This window comes from Stomatobaculum sp., assembly GCF_057248925.1.
The window spans coordinates 1-19,264 of the sequence record NZ_DBHIHF010000023.1; the positions used below are offsets into that span (position 1 = coordinate 1).

A 19,264-nucleotide genomic window follows, 5' to 3' on the forward strand; every position below is an offset into this window, starting at 1 on the left:
CCCGGCCGCGGAAATTTCGGGACGCCGCGCGCGAAAGGCAGCTGCCGTCTCGGAAACTGTCTCGTAAAGCGGCAGGAACACTGCTTCTTCCGCCTGTCCCGAAAAGGCGAACCGTGCGCTGCCGTCTGTGAGTTGCGAGGAGAGCTGCAGGCAGTCGGCGGAAGCAAGCTCTGTTTGCCTGAGGGCCGCGGAGAGCGCGGCGGCATGTTGAGAGAAGTCAGGGAGATTGCCGGCTGCGAGTGCCGCGGTCGCGGCTTCCTTTTCGCGCCCGGCGTCCAGAAGGCTCTGCTCCAGCCGGAAATACAGCGCCTCGCTCTCCGCGGCGTCTGCAAAGAGGAGAGACAGCGCGGTCACGGACGGGGACACATGCTCGGCGAAGGTAAGACCGGGCCGATACTGCGTGAGCAGTGACACCGTGAGCGGCGCAGCGTCTCCCGGCTGTGTCTTCATGTAGTCGAGCATTTCCTGCTCCAGCCAGACCGCACCGCCGTCGCCGAGAAAGCCGGTTTCGAGCGGACGTATGGTCGCTTCGAAAAAGGGATAGCGCCCGGCATCCTGCCGGTACGCCTGCACGGCGCGATCCAGTTCGGCTGCGCATCGCTCGTCACCCGGGTAGCGGTAGGCGAGGATGCGGTAGCGCGCAAAGAGCGTGCGGTCATAGCGGGAAAGCAGGGAATCCACGGCAGCATTGGCGGCGAGAGCGGCATAGTAGCGGGTTCCCGCGGTTCGCGCGCTCTCGAGCAACGCACAGATGAGGGCGCAGCAGGAAGTCAGAACCAGCGCGAGAAACAGTGTGACCGAGCCGCGGAGCCGCATCAGTAGACCTTGCCGGCCTGGTTATTAATCTCGCTAAAGGCGCGATTCAGGAGGGCAATGACCTGCCCCTTGAAGAGCACCACCAGGGTCACGAGGACCACGAGAATCAGAATGAGCTCAATCGTGGAAAAACCGTCTTCCGAATCAAAAAATCCTGTCGCAAACCGTTTCATGACAAACCTCCTGAATTTGTTTTATGAGAAGCTGAAAAACGCGGGGACAACCATGACAATCATGACGACAAGAAGCATGAGAAAGAGCGGGAGCAGAAGCCTGGTTCCGGCTTCTTCGCCGAGACGCCGCGCCAGATTTTTTCGCTCCTCCCAGGCGAGAGTCATCTCGGCCGCAAGGATGGTGCGGAGGGCGGCGACGCCGGTTCTCTGGTTCTGCTCGAGCAGCGAGGCAAGCTTCATATATTGCCGGAGACCGCAGGCACGCCCGAAGGCGCGGTACATGCGGCTCTCGCTTTCGCCCGCGCGGAGCAGAAGCAGTGCTCCTTTGAGCTCTTCGTAGGCGGCGCGCGGCGCCGCTTTTTTCTGCTGTTCGGCGCTGTAATCCGCGGCAATCGAGAGCAGGGCGTTGCGGGCATTCATTCCTGCGCCGAGCAGCACGAGGAGCTTGGACACGAGCTCAGGGTAGTCGAGTAGGAGCTGCCGCTGCCGCAAAGCGGCGGCGTCCTCCCTGTCCTGCCGTTCTTTCAGGAGAAACAGCAACGCGGCGACAGCGCCGAGCAAAAGGAAGAGGCGCGCCTCGCTGCGTTTCTTTTCGCGATAGCGGAGCGCATGTCCTTCGTATTCCCGGGGAAGGGAGAGTTCAGGTGCTGCAGACTGCCGACTGTCCTCCGCTTGCAGATAGGCGAGAAAATCTTTGGTGCGCTGCGCCGCCGGATCGATGGCAGGCGGCAGTATCGTGAGGGGCAACAGGAAGCGGAGTCCCTCGCGCGCCGGTGTATCGCGGAGCGTCACGGTGAGTGTGAGCTCTGCGGGCCTGGTCAGCGCGGCATTATTCACATTGCCGTAGCTGTCGAGCAGCGCGGGGTCGGAAGAGAGATAGCTCGCCGAGAGACCTTCTTCCGGGAAAAAGGCGGGGAAGTCGAGTCGGCCGCGGATTTCCGCGAGCGAGGTGTTGCCGTTTAAGACGACAAGCGGCAGCTTTTCCATGCAGCGGTCCGCGGCAGCCGCAAATTCGGCGTCCGTATAGCGACGCGCCTGTACGGGGAGGCAGAGTTCTGTCTCGCCGTCCCCGAGTCCCTCGACAACCAGATCATAGCGGTTGTCGGCACCGCCGTAGGAATTCCTGGGCAGGCGCGCGCCGGATTCGAGAGAACTTTGGGCAGAGTACCGCAAGGCGGCAAAGAGATAGAGAGCAAGCCCGGCGGCCAGACAGAGGCAGGGCGCGCGATAGCGCTTCAGCAGGGCGAAAAGTCGTTTTTGCATGACTGCTCCTAGAGGGAAACGGAAGAGATGCGCTGTGACAAGTAGAGCGCGAAGAGATAGGTCGCAAGGCAGAGGGTCATCACGAGATGTCCGAGCAGGGTCTCGTACATGACCCGGAAAAAACCGGGAGAAGAGAAGTCGACATAGAGAATCATGAAGAGCGGTACGAGGTTCATGACGCGCTGCTCAAAACGCCGGGCCGCAGTGAGAGTCAGGATTTCCTCTTTGATCTGGATGCGGTCGCCGATCACCTCGCTGGTGCGGCGCAGGATTCCGGCGAGATCGCCGCCGGACTTTCTCGCGATGCGGAGCACCCGGGCAAAGGTCTTGATGTCATCGAGGCCGCTGCGCCTTGCAAAGTCATCGACCGCCTGCTCCGGCGGAATGTTCATCCCGATTTGCCGCAGTAAATAAGAAAATTCGCGGACGATGAGTGCGTTTTGTCCGTAGAGGACGCTGAGTTCGCCGAGGCTCTCGCGGAGTGCGTTCTCGAGGGAATAGCCTGCGCTCAGCGAGGAGGCGAGCAGAGAGAGCGCTTCGCGGAAGGCGAGCAGGAGTTGTCGCCGCCGCATAGCGGCGAGCGTCTTTCGCTGTGTGAAGGGAAAGAGAAAAGCGAGGGGAAGCAGGAAGAGAAAAAAGAGGAGGCTCCGGTAAAAGACAAAGGTGAAGAGGCCTGTGATGAGAAGGGAGCGGAACAGAAGCCGGAGATACTCTCTCGGGGATAGGGTGTAGTGCTCATAGGACGAGACCGGCAGCGTCGAGCTTTCCGCGGCGCTTGAGAGTTCCGACCGCGCGGAGTTCTCCCTGCACCCGGAAGCCGTCCTGTTCTTTTTCCTCCTGAAAGGCAAAGAGATCGTGCAGTGAAATTTCGCCATGTGAGACACCCCCGATTTCTGTGATGGAAAGCACGCGGCGACTCCGGTCGCGGAGTCGGCCGAGGTGCACAATGAGATCCAGTGCGCTTGCAATTTGCCGCTGAATCGCAGCGAGCGGGAGATTGGCGCCGCCGAGTGCCATAGTCTCGAGACGTGTCAGCATATCGGCGGCCGAATTGGCATGACCGGTCGAGAGTGAGCCGTCGTGGCCGGTATTCATCGCCTGTAGCATATCGAGAGCCTCGGCGCCGCGCACTTCGCCGACAATGATGCGGTCGGGGTTCATGCGGAGACTGGCGCGAATCAGGTCGGCAATGCGGATTTGTCCCTCTCCTTCGGCATTCCGGTTGCGGGTTTCGAGGCGCACCAGATTTTCGATGTGGAGGAGTTGAAGCTCCGCGGAATCCTCAATCGTGATGACGCGTTCGGTTTTCGGAATAAAAGCGGAGAGAGCATTTAAAAAGGTCGTCTTGCCGGAATTGGTACCGCCGCTGATGAAGATGTTATACCCGGCTGCGACCGCTTTTTTCAGAAAGGCGGCGGCCTCGGCTGTCAGTGTCCCGAAACCGATCAGTGTTTCCATCGTGATGGGCTCGGGAAATTTTCGAATGGTGACAGCGGGACCGCCGAGGGAGATCGGCGGCAGCACGATGTGAACCCGGCTGCCGTCGGGGAGGCGCGCATCCGCAATGGGGGTCGAGACATTGACGCTGCGGTTTACGCGGCTCACAATGCGCTGAATCATATCCTCCAACTGCTCTTCGCTTGAAAAATGCAGGTCGCAGCGCTCCACCTTGCCGCGCCGCTCCACAAAAATCCGGTCCTTGCCGTTCACCATGATTTCTGTGACCTCTTTTTGATCGAGGAGTTCCTGGAGTATGTCCAGCCTGCGAAAGGAATTGAAAAGAGAGTTGCGGAGATACAGCCGGTCACTGACAGAGAGCAACTGAGTGGCGCAGAGCTGCGAAATCGCCGCATCAATCTCTGCGAAGAGCGCGGCATCACCCGCATCCTGCATGGCACAAACCGTTTCAGACAGCTGTTCCCGAAGCGAAGCGTAGAATACTTCCAAGGACTTCATGGGCTCTCCTTTCGTCGTACATATATAAGGACGGTCAAAACGGGAAAAAGGTTCGAAGATTTTCAAAAAAATTTTGTTTTTTTTCGATGCGACAGGAAAGCGGTGAAAGGGGGCGTTACAACCGGTGAGACGGCAGGCGGAAAAGTGCATAGGCAGGTGCGCGGGGGGACTTCTGCGGAATTGGACAAAAAAAGCGCGGTGCTGTAAAGTAAAGACAGCACTGCGCGTTACAGACAGGAAGAGGAGGCTTGAGATGAGAAAAGACGACTGTATTTTTTGCAAGATTGCGAACGGCGAAATTCCGTCGACGGAGATCTGTGAGAACGAGGGTTACCGCGTGATTCTGGACCTCGGTCCCGCATCGAAGGGACACGCGCTGGTGTTGCCGAAAGAACATTACGACAACATCACGGAGATGCCGGAACAGGCAATCGGCGAGGCATTTTCGCTCGCGGGCAAGGTCGGCAAGGCGATGCAGCGGGGTCTCGGCGCAGCGGGGTTTAACCTTGTCCAGAACAACGGCACGGCGGCCGGTCAGACGGTATTTCACTTCCACATCCACATTATCCCGCGCTATGAGAACGGCCCGGAGATGGTTGCGTGGACCCCGGGCAAGGCAGAACCGGAGGAACTGAAGGCAACTGCCGAGAGCATACGCAAGGCGCTTTGAAACCATGTACGGGAAAAGACGAAATGCGCCGGTTACGGATTTCCTGATTCTCGTGAATATACTGGTGTTCCTCTATGTGGCGCTGCGCGGCGGCATGCGGGACGATGAGGTTTTGCTTCGCTGCGGCGCAAGCTATACGCCCTATGTTCTGGAGCGGCGGGAGTACTGGAGATTGCTCACGGCGGCCTTTTTGCACTTCGGCATACGGCATCTCGGGAACAATATGTTTGTTCTCTTTGTGACCGGCGATAGTCTGGAGCACGCGCTGGGACATGTGAAATACCTGATCTTTTACCTCTTTTCGGCTGTCGGCGCCTCGGCCGCTTCCCTTGCGGTCGAGGTAGCTATGGGACAGAAGGTTCTCAGCGCGGGTGCCTCGGGCGTGGTTTTCGCCGTGCTCGGCGGCTTGATCTGGGTGCTCATCAGAAACCGCGGTCGCTTTGAGGAGTTCCGCATCCGCAACCTTCTTTTTTTCTCGGGCATCATGCTGCTGAGCGGCTTCTTCACCGAGGGGGTTGACAACGCGGCGCATGCGGGCGGTCTGCTGGTCGGTTTTCTGCTCGCGGTCGTGCTTTACCGGCGACCGGCAGTCACGCTGTTCAGCACGGACATGACCTGAGCCACGCCATTGGCGCTGCCGCCCGCTTCCATCGCGGCGAGGTAGCGCGCGCGGTCGGCGTAGGTCTCCCGTACGGCGGCGAGTAAAGTATCGCGCGACAGGGCTTCTTCCTCAAGAACACGGGAGTAGCCCTGTTTTTCGTAGGAGCGGGCATTCAAAATCTGGTCGCCGCGGCTCGCTTTCGCGGAGAGCGGAATCAGGACATTGGGCTTCCGGAGCGCGAGAATTTCGCAGATTGCGTTGGCGCCGGCGCGGCTCACCATGATGTCGGCGAGCGCAAAGTAGTCCTTCAGCTCCTCGGAGACATACTCAAACTGGCGGTAGCCCGGGGTGTCGGAAAGCGCCGGGTCCAGGTTATTTTTGCCCGCGATGTGCAGCACCTGAAAGTCCTTCAGAAGGTCCGGCAGAGCGTCGCGGACGGCGGCATTGACCGCGCGGGAACCGAGACTGCCGCCAATCACGAGAAGCACCGGGCGCGAATCGGAGAAGCCGGTCAGCGCGAGGGCGGTCTCCCGGTTGCCGGAGAGGAGCTCGGCGCGAATCGGAGAGCCGGTCAGCACGGCCTTGTCTTTCGGGAGGAGCGAGAGCGTCTCGGGGAAGTTACAGCAGATTTTGGTCGCTGCGCTGTAGGAAAGACGGTTTGCGAGACCGGGTGTCATATCCGACTCGTGAATCACGGCGGGAATGCCGAGGCGCTTTGCGGCGCGCACCACGGGCACGGCGACATAGCCGCCCTTCGAAAAGATGAGATCCGGCCGGAAGTCTCTGAGAATGGCCTTGGCCTCGCCGTATCCTTTCAGAACCCGGAAGGGGTCGGTGAAGTTTTTCCAGTCGAAATAGCGGCGCAGTTTTCCCGAGGAAATGCCGCGGTAGGGCGTGCCGGTCGCTTCGATTAATTTGCGCTCCATGCCCTCGTAGGAGCCGATGTAGAGGACTTCATAGCCCGCCTCGCGGAGAGCCGGGAGCAGGGCAATATTCGGCGTGACATGACCTGCGGTTCCGCCGCCGGTCAGAACGATTTTTTTCATTTACGAACCTCTCCTTACAGGGTAAGATGAAGAAAACTATGTCTTGTATTCTACTCTGCGGAGGGCATTATCTCAAGGCGACAAAGGAGGCAATATGACAATCGGTATGATCGGAGCCATGGAAGAAGAAGTGGAGGGGCTCGCCGAAAAGCTCGAGGAGAAACAGGAGGAAGTCTGTGCGGGTATGCGCTTTCTGACCGGAAGAATTGCGGGCAAGGAAGTTGCGCTGGTCTGCTCCGGCATCGGCAAGGTCAATGCGGCGGTTGCCGCGAGTATTTTGGCGGAGCGCTTTCATGTGGACTGTATTCTGAACACGGGAATTGCGGGCGGCATTGCGCCGGAAGTGAAGCTCGGTGACATTGTGCTCTCGACGGATTGCCTGGAGCATGACTTTGATGTCACGGCGTTCGGCTATGAGAAGGGCGTGATTCCGAGAATGAAAACGAGCACGTTTCCGGCGGATCAAAAACTTTTGGAACTCGCAAAGTCCTGTGAAGAAGAACTCGCTTCCGGCGTCACGCTCCACACGGGGCGCGTGGTGTCCGGCGACCTCTTTGTCGCGAGCCGGGAAAAGAAGGAAGAGCTGTACCGCGACTTTCACGGCAGCTGCTGTGAGATGGAGGGCGCCGCGATTGCGCACACGGCCTATCTCTACGGCTTGCCCTATCTCGTAATCCGCGCAATCTCCGACCAGGCGGACATGAAAGCGGCGGAAAATTACCCGGCCTTTACGGAGCAGGCGATTCGGAACTTTTTAGCCCTCACGCTCCGCATGCTCGAAGTGCTCTGAGCTCACTCCTCAAGGACTTCGATTTCCAGATAGTCGAAGGGCAGGGCTTCCAGAAAGTTGTCGGCGGTAAAGCGCGTGCGCGCGCGCCGCTGAAAGTCCCGGATGTTTTTTTCGAGCCAGAGAGGGGACGGCAGGTCAAATTCCGTTGCGAGACCCCTCACGGCGCCGAGCACTTTCTCGGTGCGACTTTTCTCGGTGCTCTCATCGCTGATGACAGCGCTGCATATGATTTTAGTGTGCCGGACACATTTTCCGGAGAGACGAAACATAGGAGTACCTCCGCGGTTGCGAATTTTTTTCTATGGTAGCGGAAGCGCCGGAGAAATGCAATGCGGCAGGGAGAAAGGAGTTTTGGTTGGAAGATTACGGTAAATTCCTGGAGGAGGCGCAGCAGGCTGTGCTCCTCGAAGAAAAACTGCGCGGTCAGGAGACCGATTTAAAGGCGCAGACAGAAGAGCGGCAGAAGGAACTGGCGGCCGAGGAGCAGAGTTTAAAGGACAACATTGACCGCACCGTGACGAGCCGCCGGAAGGAGCTCGCCGCAAATTTCGACGATGAGATTGCGGAGGAGCGGGCGGCCTTAAAGCGCGCGCAGTCAAAAAAAGAGAGAGCCAAGTACATCGGCAAACAGGAGCGCATTGCGGCGGAATCCGCGCCGATCGAAGAGGAGATGGCGGAAACCGGCAGACGCCTCCGGGAACTTTTCCGGAAACAGCAGGTTCCGGGGATTTTCCGGAGTAAACTGTACTACGCGCTCTACTGGCCGCAGCACTTCGGCGAGTGGATGCAGATTCTTCTCTTTGTCGCCCTCCTTTTTGTGGCGCTGCCCTGCGGCATTTATTTCCTGGCGCTGCCGGATTCGCTGCGGCATATCCCGGCGCTGGTGCTGATTTACATCGCGGACATCGTCCTCATCGGCGGCATCTACACTGTGATCGGCACGCAGTCGAAGCTTCGCTATCTCGAGACACTGAAAGAAGGAAGACGCATGCGGAACGAGATTGCGGAAAAAGTGCGGGAACTCCGGCGTGTGAAGCGAAGCATTCAGCGCGATAAGAGCGATGAGCCCTACAACCTCGGGGATTTTGACAACGAGATTGCGGCGGCCGAGCAGCGTCTCGAAGCGACGCAGCAGAAAAAGGCCGAGGCGCTGCGAATCTTTGACGCAGAGACTGCCGACAAAATCGCAGAAGAACTGCGCTGCGAAGCGGCGACGCGCATCAATCAGAAGAAGAGCGAATACGAGGTGGCGCAGCATGCGCTCACCGAGGTCGGGAAAGAGCGCCAGGCGGCGGCACTGCGCCTCGCGGAGCGGTACGAGCCCATGCTCGGCAAAGAATTTATGACAGCGGAAAAGATTGCGGCGCTCAAGGACATCATGGAGAACGGGACGGTCACGAATCTCGCCGAGGCCATTGCGCGGTATCGGGACCGGCAGGAGTCATAAGGTATGGCGGAAGATACCAAATTCTCGCGCGCAATCTGGCGGGGTCTCATCCGGATCGGCATCGGACTGCTGCTCTTTCTGGTGCTGCTCAGTCTGTATCACGGGCGCAGGCAGTATCACGCCTATGCCGTCATCAACCAGCAGGATGTGAGTCAGGGCAGTCTGGTCGGCTACGAGCCGTTTCAGCAGGGGTATCTCAAGTATTCGAAAGACGGCGTGAGCTATATCAGCGAAAAGAACGACACCTACTGGACCTCCAGCTTTGAGATGAAGGATCCGGTCATCGATGTGAACGGGAGCTATGCGGTGATTGCGGATCGCTCGGGCAATACGCTGCAGATTTTCGACGAGAAGCACGGAAAAATCGGCGAGTGCCGCACGGAGCGGACGCTGGACAGCGCCTCGATTTCGCAGTTGGGTGTCGTTGCGACGCTCGAAGAAGACAGTTCGGCGAGCTATATCCAGTTCTATAAGAAGGACGGTTCTGTCCTGGACATCACCGTCAAGGCCTTGCTCGAGGGCGACGGCTATTTCACCGCGCTCGATCTCTCGGATGACGGCAGTCAGGTGATTGCGGGAGTCGCCTATCTGGAGGGCGGCAAGCTCGCGGGAAAAATTGTGGTCTACGATTTCTCGGACAGCGGCGGCAGCGGCCGGGAAGATCAGATGAAAGGCGGCATCACACCCTACGAGGGCGAAAATCTGATCTCGGAGGTGCGGTACTTCCAGAAAGGGCGCGCCTTTGCGGCATCCACGCGCGGGCTATGCTTTTTCCAGGTCGGCAAAAACGGCATTGAGAAGGGCTGGAAGCTCGCCGAGAAGCAGGAAGTGATACGTTCGCTCTGCTTTGACCGGAACTATGTCGCCATTGTCTTAAACGAGGCGGAGGCGCAGGACAATAAGCCCTACCGCGTTGAGCTCTACAACAGCGGCGGCGACAAAGTCATGCATGCGAATTTCAGCGAGCACTACACCTCATCCTTTGTGGACAGGGGCACGGTTTTTCTGATCGGCAGCGATGCGCTGACTGTCTTTTTGCAAAATGGCACGAAGCAGTTCAGCGGCGCCGTGGATTTTCCGCTGGTGCGTGCAGTCCGGCTCTCGGGAGGGAACCGCTATCTCTGGCTCGGCGCGGCGCATATCAAAGAAGTCAGATTGAAGTAAACCAAAAGGAGGAAAGGAACCATGGAGAAAGTTGGCATCGGTGTAGACGTCGGCGGGACCAGCATTAAGCTCGGCCTGTTTCAGCCGGACGGAACCATTCTGAAAAAGTGGGAGTTCCCGACGGACACGAGTGAGAACGGCACACATGTGCTGCCGGACATCGCCGATAGTATTCGGAAGACGATGGAAGAGACCTTTCAGGGCAAGGCGGAGTTAATCGGCGTGGGAATCGGCGTGCCGGGTCCCGTGCAGCCGACGGGCTATGTCGAGGTGGGCGTCAATCTGCACTGGCGGGAAGTGTACCCGGCGCGCGAGCTCTCGGAGTTGCTCGGCGGTATCCGCGTCGAGGTCGGAAACGATGCGAATGTCGCAGCGCTCGGTGAGGCATGGCGCGGCGGCGGTGAGGGCGCGGCCAACGCGGTGCTTTTGACACTCGGCACCGGTGTGGGCGGCGGCGTCATTATGAACGGCGAAATCGTGACCGGAAAACACGGTCTCGCGGGTGAGGTGGGCCATATCCACGTCCGCGACGGAGAGACAGAGCCCTGTAACTGCGGCGCGGTAGGCTGCCTCGAACAGATTGCGAGCGCCACCGGCATTGTCCGCGAGGCGAGACGCCGCCTCGCGCAGGAAAAGACGCGCGACAGCGGGCTCCGGGCACTCGGCGACAAGCTGACGGCAAAAGATGTCTGCGACCTCGGAAGAGCCGGTGACGGCCTCGCGGACGAGGTCATGGAGACAGTCGCTAAGTATCTCGGCGAGACCATCTCGATGCTCTGCATGACGATAGATCCGGAAATTTTCATCATCGGCGGCGGCGTGTCCCGCGCGGGCGCGTATCTGCTCGACAAAATCAAAGTCTACTACGACCGCTACACGAAGATTTCGCAAAACCGCGGGCGCGTGGTACTCGCGGAACTCGGCAACGACGCCGGTATCTACGGTGCGGTAAAGCTGGTGCTCGGATGATACGGGAGATTTTTCCGGGCGTCTATGTGGCGGAGGTCGAGACCGAAATGGTCGGCGTCCGCCATCTGAATTACGGCTTTCTTCGCGGTGCCTCCGGCGAGCGCAGTGTGCTGATTGACTGCGGGTTTCCGGAAAAGGCGGATCCGTCCTGCGGCACGGCATTGCGGGAGGTCATGCGGACACTCGGTTTCCTGCCGGACGGTCTGGATGTGCTGATTACGCACGGCCACAAGGATCATCTCGGGCAGGCGCGGGCGCTCGCGGCCGAGGGGGCGCGCATTTTCGTGAACCCCGAGGACATGGATCAGAGCGCGATTCTGAATACGCTCCTGATGGACGAGGCAGGACGGCGGCAACTCTTTCGCCTGGTCGGCCTCGAGACCTATGACCGGGAGACCTACGAGGCATTTTGGCAGGCCGCCGACTGTTTCAGTGAGGGCTATGAAGGGGTTTGGGATTTTCCCTATTTGCCGATACGGCCGGGCGACTGCCTTGAGGTCGGCGACTACCGCCTTGAAGTTGCGGCATTGCCGGGACACACGCGCGGAGAGCTCGGCTTTTTCTCGCGGGCACATCAGTTTATTTTCAGCGGCGACCATGTTCTCGAGGAGGTCGCGCCGATTGTGAGTAACATCGGAGAGTTTCCGAATGCGCTCTCGTCCTACATCGCTTCGCTCGGCGAGGCGGCTGCCCGGTTTTCGGAGTATCTCTTTGTGCCGGGGCACGGCGAGCCTTTCCGGAACCCGCGCACAGCGGTCGAGAAGACCATACGCTACTATCACCGGCACTGTGAAAATCTGTATCACATTGTCCGCGCGGCGGGAGAACCGCTCCTGTTGCGGGATATCGGCGCGATGGCATACCGTCGCTACCAAAGGCCGCTCACGGAAAAGGAGCGTGAAGTCTGCATCCAGATCTGGTTTAAGACCTATGCCTGCTTAAAATATCTCGAAGAGCAGGGAGCGCTCCGGGAAGAAATCAAAGAGGGCGCCTCCTACTGGCAAAGCATACAGTGAGCCTTCGGAGGCAGCGGAACAAAAAAGCATCCGGTTTTCCGGATGCTTTTTTGTTGGTTTTGAATCAGTCGTCGACCTCGCGGAACCGCACGCGGGCCTTGAAGTAATCGCCGTCAATCTGAATGTCCAGCATGCCGCCCTGCAGCTCCGTGAGCGACTTCGCAATCGAGAGACCCAGGCCGCTGCCTTCGGTCGTGCGGGAGCGGTCGCCGCGCACAAAGCGCTCGGTCAGCTCTTCGGGACTTATGTTCAGGGCGCTCGCCGAAATGTTTTTCAGCGTGAAGCTCACAAAGCCCTCCTCCGCCGAGACTTCCGCGTAGATGCGGGAATTTGCGGCCGCGTACTTGCAGGCGTTGTTGTAGAGGTTTTCGAGGACACGCCAGAGATGCTGACCGTCCGCAAAAATATAGAGCGGTTCGGTCGGAAGCGTCGGTATGAGTGTCAGACTGCGCTCTTCGAAGCGCTCTTCGAACTCGCCGTTGGTCTGCTCGACCAGCTCCACAAAGTTAATCTTGACGGGATCGATCTGCACATTGCCGGTCGAAGCCTTGCTTGCTTCCACGAGATCTTCGGTCAGCGTCTTTAAATGCTGCGACTTCTTTTCGAGGATGTCGACATACTTTTGAACCGCAGGGTCGGAGGGATGAGCTCTCCGAATCAGGTCGATGTAGTTGATAATCGAGGTGAGCGGCGTCTTGATATCGTGCGACACATTGGTAATCAGTTCAGCTTTCATGCGCTCGGAGCGGACGCTGTCATTCAGGGCGCGCTGCAGACCGTTGCTGATGTTGTTGATTGTAGTCGCGAGTTTCGCCTCGCGTCCGTGGAAATGCGCGGGATTCAGGAGCCGCTCGCTGCGGTCCGGCTCCGCGTCCAGCGTGCTGATGGCGCTCGCAATCTCATCGTTCTCGACCTGTTTCTGATAGAGATGCTGGTAGAGCCAGAGATTCAGAATGCAGAGCAGGAGCGCGAGGGACAGCGCTTCAAGTCGTGCATTCAGCGATTTCCCGTGCAACAGAAGCGTCACGCTCGTTGCGCCGGCGAGATTTGCGAGCAGGAAAATCAGATAGTAGACCGTGATGCGCTGAGCAAAGCTCACATCTTTCGCGCGATTTTTCAGCTTGTCCGTGAGATCCCGGAGGAAGCTGTTCTGCCAGAGTTGCCCCGCCTTGTAAGTGCGGAGCACCGAGAAGTAGAAAATCAGGAAAAAGAGATAGACAATCGCGGCGAAGAGCAGCTTTTCCGAGAAGGCCCAGTATCCGGAGGGCAAAATCAGGCGGAGCAGCCGCGCGAGAATCTGATTTGCCAGGAAATTGGCGACTGCGCAGAGCAGGGAGAGCAGAAGAAAATTACTCTCGAAGCGGTGGCGGTCAAAGGAAAACAGAAAAACCTCACGGGATCCTCTGCCCCTGCGCCCCGAGAGGACGGAGAGCAGGAGAAAGCTGACAATCATGAGGCCCGCACCCGAGAGAAGCAGTGCCAGCCCGTAGGCGTAGTGTGCGCGCTGCTTGGCGTAGTCGAGCACGCCCCGGTAAAAGGCATCCTTCAGCGGATAGTTGGTATCGATCGCGAGAATCAGATGGTATTCCGCCGTGCGGCTCGAAATTTCGTCGAGAAGCAGCGAGCGAATTTTATTCGGCGTCTCGGGCAGATTGTTGTCCGGCAGCGGATTATCGGAACTGAAAATCGCATAGCGGCCGAACGAGCGCGCCTGTGCATCGGTTAAGCCCGGGCGGTTGGTGTAGTCCTTCCGCCCCTCAATCTGCAAAAAATAATAGAGATTGGAGTTTCCGGTGTTAAAGAGCTTGACGCCGCGATAGTAGTCGCCGAGGCACTGCATGACCTCGCGGGTCATGGTGTCCAGGGTCTTAAAGGCAGAGCCGGGGCCGGACGCCTTCTGGGTCTCGCGGTAGGCGCGCCAGGTGATCGGATAGGTCTGACCGTCGCCGCCCGGCGCGGCATCGTCGTGTATCACGCGGTAGTCGTTGTCAAAGGAATAGCCGTGCTCCTTCGCGTAGTTCAGGACATCCGACACGCTGAACAATTTCTCCGCGCCGTTGCCGTCCGAATAGGAGAAGACTTCGTTGTCCGCGTCAAATTTTCCGTCGGTCTCGAAGACATCACGGTAACGGACATAGCCGAGGAGCTGTTGGACGCGGTCGCGGAGCAGCGCCTCGAAGGCGGGCGAATCCTCGTAGTGCTCCGGATTCACCCAGCTTAAGCCCTCCCGGAAGCCGGAGCTCCCGTAGAGAAGGCAGATGCCGGAGAGAAAAAGCAACAGCGCCAGAAGATGGAGGGTGAGCAAAAAAGTCTTTTGGTAGAAAGAGACTTTCTCTGCCCGTGAGACCGGTTTCATGGCTTCTTTTCCACCTTATAGCCGACGCCCCAGACAACTTTCAGGTAGCGCGGTTCCTTCGGATTAATTTCGATTTTCTCGCGGATGTGGCGGATGTGCACGGCGACCGTGTTGTCGGCGCCGATGGCCTCCTCGTTCCAGATTTTCTCGTAAATCTCGTCGATCGAGAAAACCTTGCCCGCGTTTTTGACGAGCAGGAGGAGAATGTTGTACTCAATCGGCGTGAGCTTCACATTGTTGCCGCTCACCTGTACTTCCTTGGTCTCGTCGTTAATCACGAGATCGCCGACCGTGTAGAGATGCATGTTGTCGCGGCTGTCCACATTGCCGAGCTCCGTGTAGCGGCGCAGTTGACTCTTGACGCGCGCCACGAGCTCCAGCGGATTGAAGGGCTTCGTGAGATAGTCGTCCGCGCCGATGTTCAGGCCGAGAATCTTATCATTGTCCTCGGATTTCGCGGAGAGAATGATAATCGGGATGGAGCTCTTCTCTCTGACCTGTCTCGTGGTGCGAATGCCGTCCAGACCGGGCATCATGACATCGACAATCAGAAGATCCACGGGGGTGTGCTCCATAATTTCCAGCGCCTCTGCACCGTCATAGGCGGGCAGAACCTTGAAACCTTCGCCGGTGAGGTAGATGCTGATTGCCTCGACGATTTCGTGGTCATCGTCACAAACCAGAATTCTCTGCATATGCTTTCCTCGCTGTGTTAAAATGAACGTTCCAGTCACAGCGCGGCATAAGACCGCGCTGTGACTAGTATATCATAAGGAGAGCGGGAAAGCGAAATGACGGATGAACAGTTGATGCGGGCGGCAATCCGTGAGGCCGCAAAGGCCGGGGCGCTCGGCGAGACACCGATCGGTTGCGTGATTGCGAGAGAGGGAAAAATTATTGCGCGGGGCTATAACCGGCGCATGACAGACCGGCAGACTCTGGCGCACGCAGAGCTCTTTGCGCTTCGGAAGGCCTGCAAAAAGGAAGGCGACTGGCGACTCGAGGACTGCACGCTCTATGTGACCTTGGAGCCCTGCCCCATGTGCGCCGGTGCCATTGTGCAGGCGCGGATTCCGCGGGTGGTCTACGGAGCCTCCAATCCGAAGGCAGGCTGCGCGGGATCGGTGTTGAATTTGCTCGACGAGCCGCGCTTTAACCATCAGGTCAGTGTGGAAGCCGGTGTGCTCGGAGATACCTGTGCCGCACTCATGAGGGACTTCTTTCGGGAGCTCCGCGCAAAGCGTAAGACAGAACAGAGCGAGAAACGGGAATTATAGACAATAAAGAGATAATTTACAGATAATTTAACACTAAATTTACAAATCATTCCGATGATGCTTGCAAAAGTTCCGGGGACATACTATACTTAATACTGGTTAAATTAAGAATAGTAAAAGGAGAATCCCCATGCAGCGCACGGAACGATGCTTTCGTTTGTTTCGCATCGGATATGCGGTTGTCTATCAGATTTTGTTGCTGTCAGAATGCGCGAGTCAGTATATGACCGGCGGCAGGCATGAAATTGCGGCGTTCAACCTGTTTTTGAACCATATGATGCTGGCGCTGAGTCTGTATGGCATCTTCCGCAAGGGGCAGCTCCGCGGCGATTTGCGTCTTTCGCTGAAGCTCTGCCTCGCGGCACTGGTCTGTATTTTCCTGAAAACTTTAGTTTTACAAGCAATTCCGATGCCCTTTGCCTACACCGAACTGTTAAACGGCGAGCTGGTCTTTATGGTGTACCTCTTTTACCATCAGCTCTGGTGTTACGATCCGGAGTTCTTCTGAGTCCGGTCCTATCTTGACAAAGGACGGCCGCCTCCCGTATACTGAAAGTCCGCACAGCCGGGGAGACGGCGGTTCCCTGCACCTGCAGTCCGCCATAGCAGGGGTGATATCCCGCCTCGGGCGTGCAGAGCTGTGAAGCAGCCCACGGTAAGCGGCGTAGACGCGAGGGCCCCCGCGCGGCGGACCTTTGCGAACCGTGTCAGGGCAGGAATGCAGCAGCACTAAGCAAATGCGTACGGGCGATGCGGGATCGCCGTCGCCGAGCTGGCTGCCGCGGTAACGTTCATGGCTCCCGTTCAAAGCGGGATGTGCGGTTTGTTTTTGATTGATGTACAGAGGAAGAGACGGCAGAGCCGTCTTTTTTTCGTGGGGCTTTCTTGTGATATAGGCGGATCTGTCGTATACTTTTGAAAGGTATGCGGTCGGAAATTGCGCATACGGAAGCGTCTGGAGGAGTCGGATATGGCAGAGAGAGAAAAGTTAGAAAAAGAGAAGTTGGAGAAGGCAAAGGCAGAGAAGAAGGGCGGGCGAATCCGCGTCGGTATGCTGACCAGCGGCGGCGACTGCCAGGCGCTGAATGCGACGATGCGCGGTATCGCAAAAGCGCTCTACAATCTGTATGACAGCGTGGACATTGTCGGCTTTCGGGACGGTTATCGCGGCCTCATGTATGAGGACTACCGCCTGCTCCTGAAGAATGATTTTTCCGGCATTCTCACGCGGGGCGGCACCTTGCTCGGCACCAGCCGGCAGCCGTTCAAGCAGATGACACAACCGGACGAAAACGGCAATAACAAAGTGGAACTGATGAAGGCGACTTATCGGAAGCTGGGGCTCGACTGCCTCTGCGTGCTCGGCGGCAACGGCAGCCAGAAGACGGCCAATCTGTTGCGGCAGGAGGGGCTGAACATCGTCTCTCTGCCGAAGACCATCGACAACGATCTCTTCGGCACGGATGAGACCTTCGGTTTCCAGAGCGCCATTGAAATCGCCTCTAACGCGATTGACTGCATTCACACGACGGCGGCTTCCCACGGCAGAGTCTTTATTGTCGAAGTCATGGGACATAAAGTCGGCTGGCTCACGCTCTATGCGGGCATTGCGGGCGGCGCGGACATCATTCTGATTCCGGAAATTCCCTATGATATCAAGGCAATCATCGAGGCACTGCAGAAACGCCAGCGGGCGGGCAGTCGCTTCTCGATTATTGTCGTCGCGGAGGGCGCAATCTCGAAGGAGACGGCGGCGCTCAGCAAGAAGGAGAGAAAGACCAAGCTCGCATCGCGCCGTTATCCCTCGGTTGCCTACGAGATCGGCGCGGAGATTCAGGCCATCACCGGACAGGAAGTCCGCGTGACCGTGCCGGGTCACACCCAGCGCGGCGGCGCGCCGAATCCCTATGACCGCGTGCTCTCTTCGCGTCTCGGCGCACGCGCGGCAAAGCTGATCAGCGAGGGCCGCTTCGGTGAGATGGTGGTCATCCGGAACAATGAGATCACGAGCATTCCGCTCGAGGAGTCGGCGGGCAAGTTAAAGACCGTGGATCCGAACGCTTCGATTGTCGAAGAGGCGAGACTTCTCGGGCTCTCGTTCGGAGACCGCTGAGATGGCCTATGTCGCACTTTACCGGAAGTGGAGACCGAAAAACTTTGACGAGGTAAAGGGACAGGATGCCGTCTGCACGGCACTCCGGAACCAGATTGAGACGGGGCGTGTGGGGCACGCCTATCTCTTCTGCGGAACCAGGGGCACGGGAAAGACAAGTGTCGCCAAGATTATGGCGCGCGCCGTCAACTGCGAAAACCCGGTCAACGGAAATCCCTGCGGGGTCTGCGCATCCTGTCGAGCGATTCTCTCGGAGAGCTCGATGAATGTGCAGGAGATTGACGCGGCGTCGAACAACGGTGTCGACAACATCCGCGACATCAAGGAGCAGGTGCAATATCCGCCGACCGACGGCAAGTACCGGGTCTTTATCATCGACGAGGTGCACATGCTCTCGAGCGGCGCGTTCAACGCGCTTTTAAAGACGCTGGAAGAGCCGCCGTCCTATGTGATTTTTATTCTCGCGACAACGGAGCAGAGCAGAATTCCGGTCACAGTGTTGTCCCGCTGCCAGCGCTATGATTTCCGGCGCATCACGACGGATACCATTGCGGCGCGGCTTACGGAACTCGCAGCTGCCGAGCATATTCGGGCGGAAGAGGCCGCACTGCGCTACATCGCGGCGCAGGCGGACGGCGCGATGCGCGATGCGCTGAGTCTGCTCGACGAGTGTGTCGCCTTTTGTCCGGACGGAGAGATCCGCTATGAGGCCGTGCTGAACATACTCGGTGCGGTGGATGTCGAGGTCTTCTCGAAACTGTTTCGCGCCCTGCTCTACGGCAAGACCGGTGAGGCGCTGGCACTTCTCAACCGTGCCTTTCTCGAGGGTCGGGAACTCGGGCAGTTCAATGCGGACTTCCTCTGGTACCTCCGGAACCTGCTGGTCTTAAAGACGGCGGAACACGCCGAGGGACTTGTGGACAGCGCGGGCGAGCGCTTGCAACTGCTCCGCGCGGATGCGGAACTCGCGAATAAGGCCGTGTTGCTCCGGGCAATCCGCGTGCAGGCGGAGCTGTCCCAACAGCTTCGCTATGCGTCCGATAAGCGGACGCTCACGGAGCTCGCGCTGATACGGCTTGCGGAACCGGAGATGGACACCGACGGCGATGCGCTGCTCTCGCGGATTGCGCGCCTTGAGAAGCGCCTGCAGGATGTCGCAAAGAACGGTATCCCGGTCGCGGCGTCTGTAACGCCCGTGCCTGCGGAGACGGAAGTCGCGCCGGAAAATACAGCGCGCGCGGAAGTCAAAGAAATTGCCCTGTCGCGTCCCGCTTACGAGGACTTCATGAAAGTCCGGAGTGAGCTCGGCAGCATTGCGGAGAGTCTCGGCGGTATGTACGCCCCGGCACTCCACAGTTGCGAGCTCATTGCGGAAGAGAGCGGCAAGCTGACCGTCTGTTGTCCCAACGAGGTGACGGAAGGCGTTCTCGGCAACGGGGGACTTGACGCTCTGCGGGACTGTCTGCGGGAGCGCTACGGCAAGGAGTTTCAACTGGGGCTCGCGCGAAAGACCGGTCAGACGTCGGCGCGGAGCTATCGCATGACAGAGGAAGAACTGCGGGAACAAATTCATTTTCCGCTGGAGCGGGAAGAATGAGTGCGCCGCA

General features: G+C 58.4%; 19 protein-coding genes, 1 other RNA gene and 1 pseudogene. 12 read left to right on the plus strand and 9 right to left on the minus strand.

All coding sequences use genetic code 11. The features are described 5' to 3' along the window. The 5 genes and pseudogenes from ACO4XG_RS08675 to ACO4XG_RS08695 form a co-directional block, all read right to left on the minus strand. Positions 1-816: pseudogene (locus tag ACO4XG_RS08675) on the minus strand (hypothetical protein); the annotation flags it as partial. Further along, positions 816-989, minus strand: coding sequence for a Flp1 family type IVb pilin (locus tag ACO4XG_RS08680; protein ID WP_308508051.1), 174 nt, complete (start codon positions 987-989; stop codon positions 816-818). The pseudogene ACO4XG_RS08675 and the gene ACO4XG_RS08680, both read right to left, overlap by 1 nt. 21 nt (positions 990-1,010) lie before the next feature. Further along, the gene (locus tag ACO4XG_RS08685; RefSeq protein WP_308508052.1) at positions 1,011-2,252 is read right to left on the minus strand and encodes a hypothetical protein; all 1,242 of its coding nucleotides are present in this window, start codon (positions 2,250-2,252) and stop codon (positions 1,011-1,013) included. 8 nt (positions 2,253-2,260) lie between these two features. Next, positions 2,261-2,824 carry a type II secretion system F family protein gene (locus tag ACO4XG_RS08690; protein WP_308508053.1) on the minus strand — a complete coding sequence of 188 codons (564 nt, stop codon included), beginning with the start codon at positions 2,822-2,824 and terminating at the stop codon, positions 2,261-2,263. Positions 2,825-2,987: 163 nt separating this feature from the next. Continuing rightward, on the minus strand, positions 2,988-4,208 hold the full coding sequence (locus ACO4XG_RS08695) for a TadA family conjugal transfer-associated ATPase (protein ID WP_308508054.1): 1,221 nt from the start codon (positions 4,206-4,208) through the stop codon (positions 2,988-2,990). 253 nt (positions 4,209-4,461) lie between these two features. Between ACO4XG_RS08695 and ACO4XG_RS08700 the strand changes: the two genes are divergently transcribed. Together ACO4XG_RS08700 and ACO4XG_RS08705 are read left to right on the plus strand one after the other, a co-directional pair. Next, positions 4,462-4,878 carry an HIT family protein gene (locus ACO4XG_RS08700; RefSeq protein WP_308508055.1) on the plus strand — a complete coding sequence of 139 codons (417 nt, stop codon included), beginning with the start codon at positions 4,462-4,464 and terminating at the stop codon, positions 4,876-4,878. Positions 4,879-4,882: 4 nt separating this feature from the next. Beyond that, entirely contained in the window at positions 4,883-5,497 is a 615-nt protein-coding gene (locus ACO4XG_RS08705) for a rhomboid family intramembrane serine protease (protein ID WP_308508056.1), read from the plus strand. On the opposite strand, the gene ACO4XG_RS08710 is transcribed toward ACO4XG_RS08705, so the two are convergent. Continuing rightward, positions 5,452-6,525, minus strand: coding sequence for an undecaprenyldiphospho-muramoylpentapeptide beta-N-acetylglucosaminyltransferase (locus ACO4XG_RS08710; protein WP_308508057.1), 1,074 nt, complete (start codon positions 6,523-6,525; stop codon positions 5,452-5,454). The genes ACO4XG_RS08705 and ACO4XG_RS08710 overlap by 46 nt on opposite strands. Positions 6,526-6,619: 94 nt before the next feature. Here ACO4XG_RS08710 and ACO4XG_RS08715 point away from each other — a divergent pair, with 94 nt between their 5' ends. Then, positions 6,620-7,315, plus strand: a complete 696-nt coding sequence (locus ACO4XG_RS08715; RefSeq protein ID WP_308508058.1) for a 5'-methylthioadenosine/adenosylhomocysteine nucleosidase — start codon at positions 6,620-6,622, stop codon at positions 7,313-7,315. 2 nt (positions 7,316-7,317) lie between these two features. Here the strand turns inward: ACO4XG_RS08715 and ACO4XG_RS08720 are convergent, their stop codons facing one another. Further along, positions 7,318-7,584, minus strand: coding sequence for a hypothetical protein (locus ACO4XG_RS08720; RefSeq protein WP_308508059.1), 267 nt, complete (start codon positions 7,582-7,584; stop codon positions 7,318-7,320). 86 nt (positions 7,585-7,670) lie between these two features. Between ACO4XG_RS08720 and ACO4XG_RS08725 the strand changes: the two genes are divergently transcribed. The 4 genes from ACO4XG_RS08725 to ACO4XG_RS08740 are packed head-to-tail and all read left to right on the plus strand — an operon-like array spanning position 7,671 to position 11,911. Continuing rightward, positions 7,671-8,762 (plus strand): hypothetical protein, encoded by a 1,092-nt coding sequence (locus tag ACO4XG_RS08725; protein WP_308508060.1) that lies wholly within the window; start codon positions 7,671-7,673, stop codon positions 8,760-8,762. 3 nt (positions 8,763-8,765) lie between these two features. Further along, positions 8,766-9,926: a DUF5711 family protein gene (locus ACO4XG_RS08730; RefSeq protein ID WP_308508061.1), complete on the plus strand. Its 1,161-nt coding sequence runs from the start codon at positions 8,766-8,768 to the stop codon at positions 9,924-9,926. Positions 9,927-9,947: 21 nt separating this feature from the next. Continuing rightward, a complete protein-coding gene (locus tag ACO4XG_RS08735; protein WP_308508062.1) occupies positions 9,948-10,895 on the plus strand; it encodes an ROK family glucokinase in 948 nt (315 codons plus the stop codon). Further along, on the plus strand, positions 10,892-11,911 hold the full coding sequence (locus ACO4XG_RS08740; protein WP_308508063.1) for an MBL fold metallo-hydrolase: 1,020 nt from the start codon (positions 10,892-10,894) through the stop codon (positions 11,909-11,911). Before ACO4XG_RS08735 ends, ACO4XG_RS08740 begins: the two co-directional genes overlap by 4 nt. Before the next feature lie 64 nt (positions 11,912-11,975). On the opposite strand, the gene ACO4XG_RS08745 is transcribed toward ACO4XG_RS08740, so the two are convergent. Both ACO4XG_RS08745 and ACO4XG_RS08750 read right to left on the minus strand, forming a co-directional pair. Continuing rightward, positions 11,976-14,267, minus strand: coding sequence for a sensor histidine kinase (locus tag ACO4XG_RS08745; protein WP_308508064.1), 2,292 nt, complete (start codon positions 14,265-14,267; stop codon positions 11,976-11,978). Continuing rightward, the gene (locus ACO4XG_RS08750; protein ID WP_009533849.1) at positions 14,264-14,962 is read right to left on the minus strand and encodes a response regulator transcription factor; all 699 of its coding nucleotides are present in this window, start codon (positions 14,960-14,962) and stop codon (positions 14,264-14,266) included. The genes ACO4XG_RS08745 and ACO4XG_RS08750 overlap by 4 nt, the downstream gene beginning before the upstream one ends. A gap of 96 nt (positions 14,963-15,058) precedes the next feature. Here ACO4XG_RS08750 and tadA point away from each other — a divergent pair, with 96 nt between their 5' ends. The 5 genes from tadA (at position 15,059) to dnaX (ending at position 19,254) form a co-directional block, all read left to right on the plus strand. Further along, complete coding sequence (gene tadA / locus ACO4XG_RS08755) at positions 15,059-15,544, plus strand: tRNA adenosine(34) deaminase TadA (RefSeq protein WP_308508065.1); 486 nt, start codon at positions 15,059-15,061, stop codon at positions 15,542-15,544. 130 nt (positions 15,545-15,674) lie between these two features. Beyond that, positions 15,675-16,052, plus strand: coding sequence for a hypothetical protein (locus ACO4XG_RS08760; protein ID WP_308508066.1), 378 nt, complete (start codon positions 15,675-15,677; stop codon positions 16,050-16,052). A 49-nt stretch (positions 16,053-16,101) separates the two neighbouring features. Next, positions 16,102-16,366, plus strand: an RNA gene (gene ffs, locus ACO4XG_RS08765) — signal recognition particle sRNA large type. A 229-nt stretch (positions 16,367-16,595) separates the two neighbouring features. Continuing rightward, positions 16,596-17,657, plus strand: coding sequence for a 6-phosphofructokinase (locus ACO4XG_RS08770; protein ID WP_308508080.1), 1,062 nt, complete (start codon positions 16,596-16,598; stop codon positions 17,655-17,657). 1 nt (position 17,658) lies between these two features. Continuing rightward, complete coding sequence (gene dnaX / locus ACO4XG_RS08775) at positions 17,659-19,254, plus strand: DNA polymerase III subunit gamma/tau (protein WP_308508067.1); 1,596 nt, start codon at positions 17,659-17,661, stop codon at positions 19,252-19,254. Positions 19,255-19,264: the final 10 nt, after the last annotated feature.